General features: G+C 40.0%; 12 protein-coding genes, 1 pseudogene and 1 riboswitch. Of the genes and pseudogenes, 8 read left to right on the forward strand and 5 right to left on the reverse strand.

The window, feature by feature from the left end; all coding sequences use genetic code 11:
* Positions 1-80: 80 nt before the first annotated feature.
* On the reverse strand, positions 81-653 hold the full coding sequence (gene tenA / locus MUB24_RS22160) for a thiaminase II (protein WP_244707769.1): 573 nt from the start codon (positions 651-653) through the stop codon (positions 81-83).
* A gap of 95 nt (positions 654-748) precedes the next feature.
* A riboswitch (TPP riboswitch) is annotated at positions 749-855 on the reverse strand.
* Positions 856-971: 116 nt separating this feature from the next.
* Between tenA and MUB24_RS22165 the strand changes: the two are divergent.
* The 4 genes and pseudogenes from MUB24_RS22165 to MUB24_RS22180 all read left to right on the forward strand — a co-directional run.
* A pseudogene (locus tag MUB24_RS22165) lies at positions 972-1,130 on the forward strand (magnesium transporter); the annotation flags it as partial.
* A 304-nt stretch (positions 1,131-1,434) separates the two neighbouring features.
* Positions 1,435-2,019, forward strand: a complete 585-nt coding sequence (gene grpE / locus MUB24_RS22170; protein ID WP_244707771.1) for a nucleotide exchange factor GrpE — start codon at positions 1,435-1,437, stop codon at positions 2,017-2,019.
* A 31-nt stretch (positions 2,020-2,050) separates the two neighbouring features.
* Entirely contained in the window at positions 2,051-3,895 is a 1,845-nt protein-coding gene (locus tag MUB24_RS22175; RefSeq protein WP_244707773.1) for an Hsp70 family protein, read from the forward strand.
* A gap of 17 nt (positions 3,896-3,912) precedes the next feature.
* A complete protein-coding gene (locus tag MUB24_RS22180) occupies positions 3,913-5,139 on the forward strand; it encodes a DnaJ domain-containing protein (protein ID WP_244707775.1) in 1,227 nt (408 codons plus the stop codon).
* A 718-nt stretch (positions 5,140-5,857) separates the two neighbouring features.
* Here the strand turns inward: MUB24_RS22180 and MUB24_RS22185 are convergent.
* Positions 5,858-6,463: a class D sortase gene (locus tag MUB24_RS22185; RefSeq protein ID WP_244707777.1), complete on the reverse strand. Its 606-nt coding sequence runs from the start codon at positions 6,461-6,463 to the stop codon at positions 5,858-5,860.
* A gap of 483 nt (positions 6,464-6,946) precedes the next feature.
* On the opposite strand from MUB24_RS22185, the gene MUB24_RS23570 reads away from it, so the two are divergent.
* The 3 genes from MUB24_RS23570 to MUB24_RS22200 all read left to right on the forward strand — a co-directional run bounded on the left by MUB24_RS23570 (position 6,947) and on the right by MUB24_RS22200 (position 8,884).
* Positions 6,947-7,264 (forward strand): hypothetical protein, encoded by a 318-nt coding sequence (locus MUB24_RS23570; protein ID WP_313898490.1) that lies wholly within the window; start codon positions 6,947-6,949, stop codon positions 7,262-7,264.
* 240 nt (positions 7,265-7,504) lie between these two features.
* A complete protein-coding gene (locus MUB24_RS22195; RefSeq protein WP_244707779.1) occupies positions 7,505-8,083 on the forward strand; it encodes a hypothetical protein in 579 nt (192 codons plus the stop codon).
* A gap of 258 nt (positions 8,084-8,341) precedes the next feature.
* A complete protein-coding gene (locus tag MUB24_RS22200) occupies positions 8,342-8,884 on the forward strand; it encodes a hypothetical protein (protein WP_244707781.1) in 543 nt (180 codons plus the stop codon).
* Positions 8,885-8,989: 105 nt separating this feature from the next.
* Here the strand turns inward: MUB24_RS22200 and MUB24_RS22205 are convergent, their stop codons facing one another.
* A complete protein-coding gene (locus MUB24_RS22205) occupies positions 8,990-9,271 on the reverse strand; it encodes a transposase (protein WP_244707783.1) in 282 nt (93 codons plus the stop codon).
* An 88-nt stretch (positions 9,272-9,359) separates the two neighbouring features.
* Between MUB24_RS22205 and MUB24_RS22210 the strand changes: the two genes are divergently transcribed.
* On the forward strand, positions 9,360-9,497 hold the full coding sequence (locus MUB24_RS22210; protein ID WP_244707785.1) for a hypothetical protein: 138 nt from the start codon (positions 9,360-9,362) through the stop codon (positions 9,495-9,497).
* A gap of 254 nt (positions 9,498-9,751) precedes the next feature.
* On the opposite strand, the gene pflA is transcribed toward MUB24_RS22210, so the two are convergent.
* Together pflA and pflB are read right to left on the reverse strand one after the other, a co-directional pair.
* Positions 9,752-10,528: a pyruvate formate-lyase-activating protein gene (pflA, locus tag MUB24_RS22215; RefSeq protein WP_244707787.1), complete on the reverse strand. Its 777-nt coding sequence runs from the start codon at positions 10,526-10,528 to the stop codon at positions 9,752-9,754.
* A 74-nt stretch (positions 10,529-10,602) separates the two neighbouring features.
* Positions 10,603-12,831: a formate C-acetyltransferase gene (pflB, locus tag MUB24_RS22220; protein WP_244707790.1), complete on the reverse strand. Its 2,229-nt coding sequence runs from the start codon at positions 12,829-12,831 to the stop codon at positions 10,603-10,605.
* Positions 12,832-13,104 lie beyond the last annotated feature (273 nt).

The raw sequence follows: 13,104 nt of genomic DNA on the forward strand, positions 1-13,104 counted from the left end.
TCTACGCCTGTGGAGACTGTGTAAGACATATTTGGGACACCCCCATTATGCAATGGTTCATGAAACAGGAAGCCCCTTCTTCAAACAACCCGACAGGGTGTTAAGGAGGGGTCATTCACTAAGTCGATTTGTTCTTGTGTGGAGGTTTGGAACCATTCACTAGCATAGGTTTGAATCCACTTGTGGTAGATAGGCTCCTTCGGTGTCGCCTTTTCATAGGTTTTTCCAATATCGGCATAGAGCCAATAACATGGCAGCATCGCAGCGATCGTTTGGGCAAAGCTTCCAGAAAATGCGGCTCGATATAAATGAGACGTATAAGCATAGGCGGTTGGGGCCGGACGAAAGCTTTTCATTTCTTCATCTGTAATATTCAAGATTTTCGCGTGTTCTTCGTGGACGGTTAGTTCGGCTTGAGCTGTGAATTGGGCTTTTTTAGCCAGTAATGCTGTATGACTGAAATCATCAGCCTGTGCGGCAGCCAGAGCATGAATTTTTCCATAATGTTTCAGATAATAAATATCTTGGAGAATATAATATTTGAATTTTTCTAGAGATAAATCTCCATGAACGATGCCTAAAACAAAAGGATGGTCTAAGCTCCGTTTCCAACTGTGTTCAGTAGCTTGTCTTAATTCATCGGTAAAAAACATAAAAAAATCCTCCCCTTTTTCATCGTTTCCGACTGATTAGGAGAAGGGTTCGGTACCATCCAATAAATGTTCACGTATAATGAAAAATTCAATGGATAAGCACTTTTCCACTTCCCTACGCTGGTATTAACCAGTTCAGGTTCTAAGGGTCCTAAAGTATTCTTTAGTCTCAACCTTTTAGAAGGTTCCCCTAGCAGAAACAAATGATTTAATAATGATGTATTGGTAATTAGCTTAGCACAAAGAATATGGATGTCAAATACTGGTTAAATGAAATGGCAGAGAGATCTCGGCGAAAATAGTTTAAAAAAATAGAAAATGGGATATAGAGGGGGAACCGTTATTCCCTTATTATTATACAAGCTTAAAATCGACCCTGCCGTTGCATCAGGACCATTAATTACGACAATCAATGATATTTTTTCTCTGTTTGTTTATTTTTCAATTGCTTCTTTGTTTTTGGGCAAACTAACATAAAGAGCAAATGATGGGGAGCTAATACGTAGATATTTTCGGCGATTGGAGCCTTTTTTTATAAAGTACTCATGCATGGTTGGTTCATGACACCCGAAAAAAGCGAAAAAGCATTCGTTCGGTAGTTATGATAACCGGGGTTTTCCATTTTTATTTTTTGATTTTCATACAAGGCATAGAATGATAGAATAGTTTAAAGAATGTGCGAAGCAGTAGGAATTTTGTGGATTATTGTAGTTAGAGGCAGAAGATGACGCTTTTCTCCACAGGTCAGCTTCTGCCTGAAAGGAGCTGGGAATAGGTTAAGATGAATTGGAAGTTTTGGAAATCAAGAAAGCCAAGTGATCAAGATATACGATTGGAACAGATGTCGGAGAGTATTACTGATTTACGCGAACAGGTTGACTCTACGAATGAGCAAATGAAGAAACTCATTCGTTTACAATTTAAGTCAAGTAAAGGCATGGAAGATAATTTTGCTAAGATGCATCAGCTTTTTCAACATCAGTTGGAGCAAGATCAATGGAAACAGCAAGTAGGTGAATATGAACATAAGCAAAACAGGACCATTCAGCAGTTGATAAACTTATTGGATGAGTTTGATCGTGTGGCGGATGGTCTAAATGAAGATCAGGAAGCTTGGCGACGGCTTTTGGCAGAATGGTCACAAAGTCTTCTTGATTGTTTACAAGCGATCGGCTGTTATGAAGTCGATGTGAAAGGCAAAAGTTTTGATCCGTCCCTCTCAGAATCGATGGAAACAGTAAAAAAAGAAGAGATCCCGTATCAAGTGATGGCTCCCTATCAGGTTGTTAGTGTATTAAAACGGGGGTTTACGGATCAGCACGGAAATATGATTAGAAAATCGCAAGTTGTCACAGTGAAAGAATGATTAGTAGAAAAGAATCGGAGGGGAAAAGCGCATGTCGAAACAAGAAAACATAGATTCATCTTTTCGCCCCATTGTCGGAATTGATTTGGGGACAACGAACTCATCGGTGGCTTTTATTCAATCAGGAAAACCACATATCATCCCAGGCCCTAAAGGGGAGAAATTAACGCCCTCTGTTGTACTAATTGATCCTAATGAAAAAGTGGTTGTAGGGGAAGATGCCCAGGCTGCCCTGATCGCGATGCCTGAGCGATCAATCGCAGCAGTCAAAAGGCAAATGGGAGAACAAACGTCGATTAAATTGGGAGCTTCGTTTTATTCTCCTGAGGAAATATCGGGAATGATTTTAGAAAAACTAAGAGGTTATGTAGATAAGCAATTAGGTGAGGGAGAAAAAGAAGCCGTCATTACCGTTCCAGCCTATTTTACAGATGAGCAACGGCGAGCGACGAAAAAGGCAGGTGAGCTGGCAGGCTTTGCAGTAGAAAGAATTATTAATGAACCGACTGCAGCCGCGCTTGCTTTTGGTTTTCAACATCTTGATGAGGACCGGCATTTATTAGTCTATGATTTAGGTGGAGGTACTTTCGATGTGTCCATCGTTGAAATGATGGATGGCATTCTGGAAGTAAAGGCATCTACAGGGAATAATCGCTTAGGCGGAGAAGATTTTGACTGGTTGTTGGTGGACTGGTTTGCCGAAAAAATGATCGAACAATTTGCCATCGATCCGCGAACTGATGTGCGAGCTAAAGCGGTGTTAAAGGAAGAAGCCGAAAAGGTGAAAAAGCAACTATCCGAACAGGATGTTGTGGAAGTTGCCTTACCTGTTGTCATGATGAAGGAGGGCAAGCCATTAGGATTGTATACGGAAGTAACAAAAGATCAATTTGTGGCACTGATTGAACCTTTATTACAAGAAACAATGGACAAAATCTCGCAAATTTTAGCCGATACCAAATTACATGTTGAGGAAATAGACGATATTCTGCTTGTTGGCGGATCCTCCAGAATTCCTCGTATCCATGAACTCATCCAAGATTACTTTCATAAACAACCACGAAGCGATGTCAATCCGGATGAGGCGGTTGCTTTGGGGGCCGCTGTACAGGCAGGGTTAAAGTCTGGCTCACTTGCCAAAAGTGGGCTAATCGTGACGGATGTAGCTCCCTTTTCTATGGGAGTTGCTGTCGTAAAGGAAACATGGGGCACTAAATTTCGCCCAGGTGCATTTAAAGCAATTATTCCGCGAAATACAACGATTCCTGTTACTCGTACGGAGACTTTCGGAACAGTCGCTCCGAATCAAACAGAAGTGATGATTGAAGTCTATCAAGGTGAAAACGAGTGGGTGAAGGACAATCACTTTCTAAATGAATTTTTATTAAAAGGAATTCCGCCAGGTCCAGCAGGGAACGAAGCAGTGGAAGTGACATTTCGTTATAATTTGAATGGTATTTTGGAGGTCACAGCTAAAAGTGTGTCAACGGGTGAGTCGATGACGGTCACCATTCAGGATTCTCTTGATCGAAGCAGTGAAGAAGCCTTTCAAACGAGTCTAGAAAAAGTAGAGGCATCCCACAGTGATCGAGATGAAGGGGATGAAGAACAGATTGATTTGTTTGATTTTCTAGAGGAGGGAGACTTTGATACAGAGGATGAGGCAGAAGAGGACTATGGGGATCTTATCGAAGAAGCAACGAGTTTGAAAGAACGGTGTGAACAGGCGTTAGTTAACACCACCTCTAAAACTGAGCAGAAACAATTAAGAGAAGTCCTGTCTAGAATAGATGATGCTATAAAAGCAGAAGATGATGCTGCATTAGATAAAGCCATTGAACAAGCCATGGATGTGTTGATCGATCTAGATTTTTAAAAGGTAGGTGGTAAACTATGAGCGGGCAAGAAGTAGAGAACTATTATAAAATTTTAGGAACGACAGCCAAAATTGGTCAAGGAAGAATTAAGGAAAAATATATTGAGGCCGTTAAAAAGTATCCACCAGAATCTGACCCAGAAATGTTTGAGCAAATTCGGAAAGCTTATGAAACACTTAAGGACCCAGTGAAACGAAAGCAGTACGATCTTTATCGGAAGTATGGAAATAAAACGGAAAAACTTGTAGAAAAGGCGATTGCCAAGATCGAACAGTATCAGTTTGATGAAGCGGAAAAGCTGTTTCAACAGGTGTTGTCTCTAGCTCCTAATATTCCGGCATTTCTAGGTTTGATGCAGTTGGCAGTATTGGATGAAGATTTGCCAACTGCCGATCATTATTTCACGGAGGCGCTTGCTCTTACGGAAGATACCGAAGAACAGGTTGTGTTGCATGCGATTAAAGCCAAGCTTTTGGCTGAGGAAGAATATTTTGAAGAGGCGCTCCAAGAGTTGGAAACAGCAATCAATCAATATCCCGATTCCTACCATTTGTTCCTTCAACCCTATGTTATGCTACTTGTAGAATTGGAGGAGGAAGACAAGGCGTTCAAGGTAATAACTCAAGCCATTTCAAGCCAGGAAGAGGTGAGCAGCGAACAGTTTGGTTTATTTCTCACTTGGCTCCATCTATTAAACCAAACGGAAAAATGGGAGGAAAGAGCGAAAATCCAAAGGTATTTCCGGAAATTCATCCAAAACATAACGGATGAAGAAGAACGAACGGGAATGATGAATGCTTTACTTGAGGAGTATGAGGAGTATTCTGATAATGACCATTTTCAAGGGGCCGAACTTTTTCTTGAGTGCGCACAAATTCTGCGTCCTAATGATCCCGAGATTCGAAAAGCCCAGCAAAAAGTAAAACAGTTGGCTCAAGTTCAAAGGGAGCTATTTCGATTAGAAAAGGATCAAGACGCTTTTCCTCTCCTTTATATTAATGCGATGAGATGGTTTTATGGATACGGGGAAGAATTTGCTGAAATGCTGATGACTGATCTTCCACAAGGGCTGATCGAGGAACTTGAGGAGGAAAAGGAAGAGTATGCAATCGGCATTGCTCGCCTTAAAAAGCGTTATCCTGCCATTTATCGTCATTTTAAAGATAAATGGGATGACTTATTCAATGAGCTAACAAGCGGATTTAACCGGGAAATGAAAAGATATTTACGGAAAGTCAAATAAGATTCTCATCACGGAAACCACGATGCTAAAGAAATTAGTAAAGAAAAGAGTTGCCTCTAAATGCTAGACATTCAGGGGCAACTCTTTTCTTTAGAAGGTAAGAAAGCATAAAAATTGGCTAATGCTAGGTCTGGCTCCAGCGCCTAGCCCCGAGAGGCTCGCAGGATGCGAGTCCATCGGCGTTGCCACAGGACGTGGCGACCTTAGCCGATGTTCCACTAAATAACCTGAGCCAATAAAAGTCAAAACCGGACTTTTCTTGTCTCAGAACATTTGCCTGTCGGGGCTGAACAAGGCGCTTGCGCTTTTCTTACAGGATAGGAAAGTATAAATTTTGGCTAATGTTGGATCTAACTCCAGTGCCCAGCGACTAGCAAACTTTCGGTGCCTGCTTGCGTAAGTCAACATCGATTCACCCTTCGGTTCATCGTGTTTCCTTTATCTCGTCAGGCCCCTAAAAAGTTTGTACGTCGCTAAACGGGCGCTTGCGCTTTTCTTACAGGATAGGAAAGTATAAATTTTGGCTAATGTTGGATCTAACTCCAGCGCCCAGCGACTAGCAAACTTTCGGTGCCTGCTTGCGTAAGTCAACATCGATTCACTCTTCGGGTTCATCGTGTTTCCTTTATCTCGTCAGGCCCCTAAAAAGTTTGTACGTCGCTAAACGGGCGCTTGCGCTTTTCTTACTAGTAGTGCCTCATGGTGACGAACAAACCCTCTATTTATTTTCCGCCTCTTTCGGAGTCGCATAAAGGATATAGCGGTCAGGCGCATCCCCAATATAATGAAATGGGTAACAGGTTGTAATAGTGAGTATTTCTTCATGATAGTCATCGGGTTTAATAACGGAGAGATCATCGGCATGAACAATTTCTGAATCTTGAATGGTGTATTCAAATGTACCATAGGGCATTTCTACAATAAAGCGATCACCCATGTTTAAATCGCCAAATTGGCGAAAAACAGTGTCACGATGACCAGAAAGGACAATTTGACTTTCTTGTCCAGGAAAGGAAGTCCCAGGGTAATGACCTACTCCACGTTTCAGGTCTTCTTCTGCAACCCCTGCTACTATTGGCAATTCCCTGTCCAACGTAGGAATTTTAAGAATCCCGATGACCTCCCCCTCATCCGCTTGAAAATCAATCGGTAGTGTTTCAGAGGCATTCATATTTTTCCTCTCTTTAGCCGATTGCATGATTTTATCTTTTGCTTCTGTAACCGCGTTTGCTTGTAACCGATTTGAATCCCATATTTGCCATACACTAAATAAAATGAGAAGGGCACCTCCTACAATCAGTAAGAGCGGAAAGAGTTTTTTCATTCAGTTACCTTCCTTTACATTGTACTTGAACGTGATCGTCAGCAGTAGATCTCCTTTTATTATACATCCTCGCGGTTGAATTTGGGAGGGGGATTGTTGTATGTCTCCATTTTCTAGCCAGATGTTTGTGATGAAGGGCCTACAAGATGTAGGTCAGAACGGCATGGCGATTGTCGTTGCGCATTTAAAGACGCTTTTGTTTTTCAATCATAGCTCGTATCAATATCCGAGGAGACCTACATTCCATCTTTGATAACGGACTCAGGATGATCAAAAAGTTATTCACCCTAAAAGAAACTGTATTACTCTTTTTCCATACCGCAATTTATTGCCATGGAGATCGGTCCTAAAAGATGTTGAGTTGGGTTCAGAAAAAGAAGATTTGTCAACTGCGAGAGCGAAGAGAGAGAGCTTTAAATGCGATAGAGCTTGTTGGATTAAAAGCTGAATGTTCAACAATTTCCACATGAATTATCGGGAGAGATGCAGCAAAGAGTCGCTATTGCTAAAGCATTTGCAATGAAGCCTGATGTGATTTTGATGGATGAGCCATTTGCTGCACTCGATACTTTTTATCGCTATCACTTGCAAGTTGAGAATCAAAATGAAGTCAAAGCCATTTTTCAGTCTTTGGTGGAACAGAAGACGAAATGCTCCCCAATTTTGGAAGATCGCTTCCGATTGATTGAAAAAGCCATTCCTCCATTTGCAAATAGAAAAGACAAAAACGGGGCTGAAGATGGCAAACAGGGATATGGCGCCGATCACGATGTATTGGTCATTTTGATAAGTTTTTTCTAATAGCCCTTCAATTGTTTGGGTTTATTTTTACTAAATACCAAAAAAATATTTAAATTTTTTTAAAAAAGAGAAACTATTTAAAATTTAACACGTCTCTAATTATAGAAATATAAAAGGAGAAGGGAAGAACTACAAAAAACTTGATAGGTAGTTGAAGAAAAAAGCGCTAAAAGGATTGTAACAGAAGAAGATAGAATTCATTTACAATCTTTGGAATTTGAAGACCATGAAATTGACTTTATGGATGATGAAGAATTTACAAGCAATATAAAGTTAGAGGGGGAAGTCCTCTCAGAAGATACAAGATTCTATAAAGTTATTGAATACTTTGAGGAAGAGTTAGGCGACAATATGACATCTAAAGAAATTTCAACTTCTTCTACACCTCCAAATGAAAATGTAGAGACATCGAAATCCATTGAACTTGATGAAGCTATATATTGGGCAGAGGTTGAAGCTTCACAGGATCAAGAAGATCTACAAACCTTTGAATATATACCAGGGACACATAAAACTTCTTATAAAACATTAACAACAACTATTACCTATCTATCATCTGGTAAATACCGAGTTAAGACTAGTATAAAGTGGCATAAAATTCCTTCGAATCGGAAAATTGATGTTATTGGTACATCAATAAATTCAAGTTTTTGGGCTCCAGACCCAGGTACACAGTACGGAAAACAAAATTGGACTATACATCACTTCTGTTCACCAGATACCAAACACAGTGCGACATACTCTTCTAATAGCAACAAATGGAATAAAGGGGCATCTGGGTGTACTCTAAAAATTAATTTACCTGATAATTACACATAGAAACGCATGCTTAAGTAAAAGAGTAACGGCATTATCGGGATATTCATACTATACAGCATCTAAATTGACAAAAACTTCTAGAATTGACGCTTATGGTAAATATGCTCATCAAGAATCAACGGTGCAGATAAGTCCAAATATAACATTTTATCCAACATCCTTTGGTATCTCAGCTGCTCATGCGAATAAATTCACAAATTCTACAACTCACGCAAAACGAACATTCTAAGTTAGAACAATATTGTAGGTAGGTATAATATGAAAAAAAAATCCATATTAATTGTTTTTTTAGCTATAACTATCATAACCTTTGTATTAGTTTTTAGGTATTTTAATTTAAAAGAATATAATATTGAGTTTTCTAAATCTTCCATGGAGAAATTTTTGACGGAAAAAATTGAGAGAAGGCCAATAGAATTTATTCAAATGAAGGAGCTAGAGGAAACAAATACTGTCTTATTTCAATTCAAATACACAGATGGTAATTTAGGTTATGCTCATTTTGAAAAAGGTAAGAATAAAAAGGTGAAATTTATTAGCAGCAATTCTGTCCCAGAGATTACTTATCAAGAATTTGACACTAATAATGGACTGTATGGGGTGATACTCGGGAAAAATGACAACTTAAATATAAGTAGTATTAAAGCTGAACTAAGCTCTGAAAACATGTATTCATTTATTGTAGATGTATCTGGTTCTGATTACTTTATTGAGTACAGTAAGTTACCTAAAGATATTTCTAACACTTTTCCAGCGCAATTGACATTATATGATAGTAATAACAACATCATAAATGACTAAGTTCGCTAGGGAAAACGGTTCATTAACAAATCACGGGATTGTCGACAATATTCGGCGATGATTGTTCATGGTTATGTCTTAGAAAAGTCTTGTCGAAAACCTATTCTAGGAAGCAGGTTGATTTTCGTCCCACTTTAATTTATGCTCGTAGCGTTCTTGATATTTTCTCCACTTGATGAGGGCTTCCCGTTCTTCCTTCATCTTCATCCGAGCTTGAAGAGTGGGTAACGAATAACAGAATCCTTGCTGGTTCATTGTACGAAGTTGGTTATTTTTTCCTTCGTTTTTTGCATTGGATATTCGGCAAACGAACCGATTGAGAATTTCCGGTAACCAATTCCAAATCGTCTCATGCAGTTTTTCGAACGGCTCTAAGTCGGAAGTCAATACCTGTTCTTTCCCCTCAACCAACAGATCTAGTTAATGCGCTGGTAAGGTTGAAGCCAGGTCAAGAGCCCCATAAAGGTTCCACCACATGAATCCACTTGAAACGTCGATGAATGGTGTGTTGCGCCCAATTTCAGGGGCAGGTTCAAAAATTGGTTCTATAGACGAAGGCTTTCGTTATGGGAACCCGCAATCACTTGTTTTGGATGATATTTATCTACTTTAATTGTCCAGACACTGCAGTCTGGACAATGGGTTCCGTGATCGTCAGCTGGAGGTAACGGTATAGTCCAACGTTCGGATGGTTTTTGTTGCTACTTAACCATTACGACAGGAGGTTTGGATTTCCCTTTTTTTGTCGAATTGTCGAATCATGTTCCCCGTAAATTGTTACAGAACCTAAATTTTGTATACTAAAAAAAGCCATCTCATCACGTATGAAAAAAGAGATGACCTATTTTTATATTGGCTGTATTACCTTCACCGCACTTGCCTTGTTAAATCATCATTCTTCATTTTTCCCTGCGTTAATAATGCATACGCCCATTTTACTTTCTCGTCTGTTGGGGATTGGACATTCTTTAATGGATAATCGATCCCCAATGCCTCATATTTATAAACACCTAATTGATGATAGGGGAGGATTTCAATTTTTTCGACATTCGGTAGGCTATGAATAAAAGCAGATAGCTTTCTTAAATCCTCTTCATTGTCTGTCCAGCCGGGAACGAGAACATGGCGAATCCAGACGGGCTTTTGTTTTTCCTCTAGATATCTTGCAAAATCGAGAATATGTTGATTGGACACGCGGGTAAGCTGCTTGTGCTTATGTTCATCTATTTGTTTGAGGTCCAGTAAGACAAGATCTGTTACCTCCATCAGACGATCAAGGGATTGGAGGAATCTTTCCTTCCTTGTAAAGCAACCGCCCGAACTATCGATACATGTATGAATGCCGAGCTTCTTACATGCAGAAAATAGTTCAATAAGGAAATCGGTATGGAGGAGCGGCTCCCCTCCACTCACCGTCACTCCGCCATTTGATGCTTGCAAAAAGGGAAGGTAGTCTTGAATGTCTTGCATTAACTCTTCAACAGAAATTTCCTTTCCTTCTCCATTACCAAATGCCCAAGTATCAGGATTATGACAATACAAACATCTTAATAAACATCCCTGTGTAAAAATCACATATCGTAATCCTGGTCCATCTACTGTCCCGCAAGACTCTACAGAATGAATTCTTGTTTGTAACTTCATTCCCTCACATCCCTTCTAATCGCAATTTTGGGGGCGTGCCAGGCACTGTTCGGGCGGTGCCTGGCACTTTTTTCTTACATCGATTCGTGGAAGGTACGGTTAATCACATCGATTTGTTGCTCTCTTGTTAGTTTGATGAAATTGACGGCATAGCCAGATACACGAATGGTAAGTTGTGGATATTGCTCAGGATGTTCCATAGCATCTAGCAAAGTTTCTCTGTTGAACACGTTAATGTTTAGGTGATGGCCTCTTTTGGTCATGTAGCCATCGAGAATAGCGGCAAGATTGGCTGCTCTTTCATCCTCTTCTCGACCAAGCGCCTTTGGTACGATTGAAAATGTATTGGAGATGCCGTCAAGTGCATAATCATAAGGAAGTTTTGCAACAGAGCTTAAAGAAGCAAGCGCCCCTTTTTGATCCCGTCCATGAAGTGGATTGGCTCCTGGTGCAAATGGTTCTCCTTTGCGTCTGCCATCAGGTGTATTACCCGTCTTTTTCCCGTACACCACATTGGATGTAATCGTTAATACGGACAAGGTAGGAGTTGCCCCACGATAAGCTTGATGTTTTTGAAATTTATTCATAAACGTTTTTACAACCTCAACAGCAATGTCATCGACCCGGGCGTCATTATTTCCATATTTAGGGAATTCCCCTTCTATTTCAAAGTCTACCGCCATTCCATCTTCATCGCGAATCGGTTTTACTCTCGCATATTTAATCGCACTTAGGGAGTCAGCGACAACCGATAAACCGGCAATTCCTCCGGCCATTGTTCGCAAAATATTCCGATCGTGCAACGCCATTTCAATTCTTTCATAACTATATTTATCATGCATGTAATGAATAATATTAAGTGTATTCATATAAAGCTTGGCTAACCAGTCCATCATTTGATCGAACCGTTCCATGACCTCGTCAAATTCAAGGTATTCTCCCGTAATCGGCGCCAGTGCTGGACCGACTTGTATTTTCTTCATTTCATCCATACCGCCGTTTATAGCATAGAGCAAGGCTTTTGCCAAATTTGCGCGTGCCCCGAAAAATTGCATTTGCTTTCCAATTCTCATAGCTGATACACAGCAAGCAATCCCGTAATCATCACCGTAATGCTCACGCATGATATCATCATTTTCATACTGAATCGAGCTTGTTTTCATGGACATTTGTGCACAGTATTTTTTGAATTCCTCTGGTAGCTTTGGTGACCATAGCACAGTTAAATTCGGTTCTGGTGCAGGTCCAAGATTATCTAAAGTGTGCAGAAAGCGAAAAGAGTTTTTTGTGACGAGCGGGATTCCATCAATATTGATTCCGCCAATCGATTCTGTCACCCAGGTTGGATCGCCGCTAAATAATTCATTATAATCTGGTGTTCTCGCAAATTTCACCAGCCGTAGTTTCATCACGAAATGATCGACAAGCTCTTGCGCTTCTTTCTCATTCAATACGCCATTTCGTAAATCTCTTTCCAAATAAATATCTAGGAAGGTGGAAACACGTCCCAAACTCATGGCAGCTCCATTTTGTTCTTTGATGGCGGCCAAATAAGCAAAATATAACCATTGGAACGCCTCTTTTGCATTTTGAGCTGGTTGAGAAATGTCATAACCGTAGATATGGGCAAGTTCTTTTAATTCCCGTAACGCCTTTATTTGTTCTGCAATTTCTTCTCGTTCACGAATAATTTCCTCTGTCATGGTCCCGTCACTGACCAAATCCAATTCTTTCTGTTTTTGTTGAATAAGGAAATCAACGCCATAAAGAGCGACCCTGCGGTAATCTCCGATAATTCTGCCCCGGCCATAAGCATCTGGTAACCCTGTTATAATTCCCGCCTTTCTCGCCAGTCTCATCTCAGGTGTATAGGCATCAAAAACACCTTGATTATGGGTTTTTCGATAGGTATTGAAAATATGATGTACTTTTTCATCTACTTGGTAGCCATAGGATTCGGCAGCCGCCTCCGCCATCCGAATTCCACCAAATGGTTGAAGAGAACGTTTAAATGGTTGGTCGGTTTGAAAGCCAACAATTTTCTCCAACTCTTTATTTAAATAACCGGCTCCATGAGAGGTAATGGTGGAGACAACTTCGGTATCCATATCAAGTACCCCACCATTCTCCCTTTCTTTCTCCGTCAATGTCATGATCTGTTTCCAAAGCGATTCTGTTGCTTCCGTTGGTTTTTCTAAAAATTCATCATTCCCTTCATATAAAGTGAAGTTATTCATGATAAAATTGCGCACATCTACCTCTGATTGCCATGGCCCCGCTACAAAGTCCTTCCAACTTTCCATGATGAAACCTCCTTGTAAAAATAGTTCATTAAAAAAAACTAGAAATGTGAAACATTGAGCAAACAATAATAGAGATGTTTGTGAAACATTGATCAATCCTATGCCTTAAGTATATCATATTTCTGCTAAAAGGGGGAGCCTTTGTGCAATTTAACAGCTCTGAGGAGTAAATTTATATTTTGTTCCCTTTTTTAAAGGAAAGTACCTTATCAACATTTTTGAATGTTCCGTCAATTAAACCTCCTATTTTTAAGACCAAATTGAACCAAATTC

This window comes from Lederbergia sp. NSJ-179 (assembly GCF_022867885.1).
GTDB lineage: Bacteria > Bacillota > Bacilli > Bacillales > Bacillaceae_C > Lederbergia.

What these genes read in the sequence shown, in the direction of transcription:
- pflA (WP_244707787.1), bottom strand. Translation starts at nt 10,528, where the DNA reads ATGAAGTTACAAACAAGAATTCATTCTGTAGAGTCTTGCGGGACAGTA.
- MUB24_RS22200 (WP_244707781.1), top strand. Translation starts at nt 8,342, where the DNA reads ATGAAAAAAAAATCCATATTAATTGTTTTTTTAGCTATAACTATCATA.
- MUB24_RS22185 (WP_244707777.1), bottom strand. Translation starts at nt 6,463, where the DNA reads ATGAAAAAACTCTTTCCGCTCTTACTGATTGTAGGAGGTGCCCTTCTC.
- pflB (WP_244707790.1), bottom strand. Translation starts at nt 12,831, where the DNA reads ATGGAAAGTTGGAAGGACTTTGTAGCGGGGCCATGGCAATCAGAGGTA.
- MUB24_RS23570 (WP_313898490.1), top strand. Translation starts at nt 6,947, where the DNA reads ATGCAGCAAAGAGTCGCTATTGCTAAAGCATTTGCAATGAAGCCTGAT.
- MUB24_RS22195 (WP_244707779.1), top strand. Translation starts at nt 7,505, where the DNA reads ATGGATGATGAAGAATTTACAAGCAATATAAAGTTAGAGGGGGAAGTC.
- tenA (WP_244707769.1), bottom strand. Translation starts at nt 653, where the DNA reads ATGTTTTTTACCGATGAATTAAGACAAGCTACTGAACACAGTTGGAAA.
- grpE (WP_244707771.1), top strand. Translation starts at nt 1,435, where the DNA reads ATGAATTGGAAGTTTTGGAAATCAAGAAAGCCAAGTGATCAAGATATA.
- MUB24_RS22180 (WP_244707775.1), top strand. Translation starts at nt 3,913, where the DNA reads ATGAGCGGGCAAGAAGTAGAGAACTATTATAAAATTTTAGGAACGACA.
- MUB24_RS22210 (WP_244707785.1), top strand. Translation starts at nt 9,360, where the DNA reads ATGAATCCACTTGAAACGTCGATGAATGGTGTGTTGCGCCCAATTTCA.
- MUB24_RS22175 (WP_244707773.1), top strand. Translation starts at nt 2,051, where the DNA reads ATGTCGAAACAAGAAAACATAGATTCATCTTTTCGCCCCATTGTCGGA.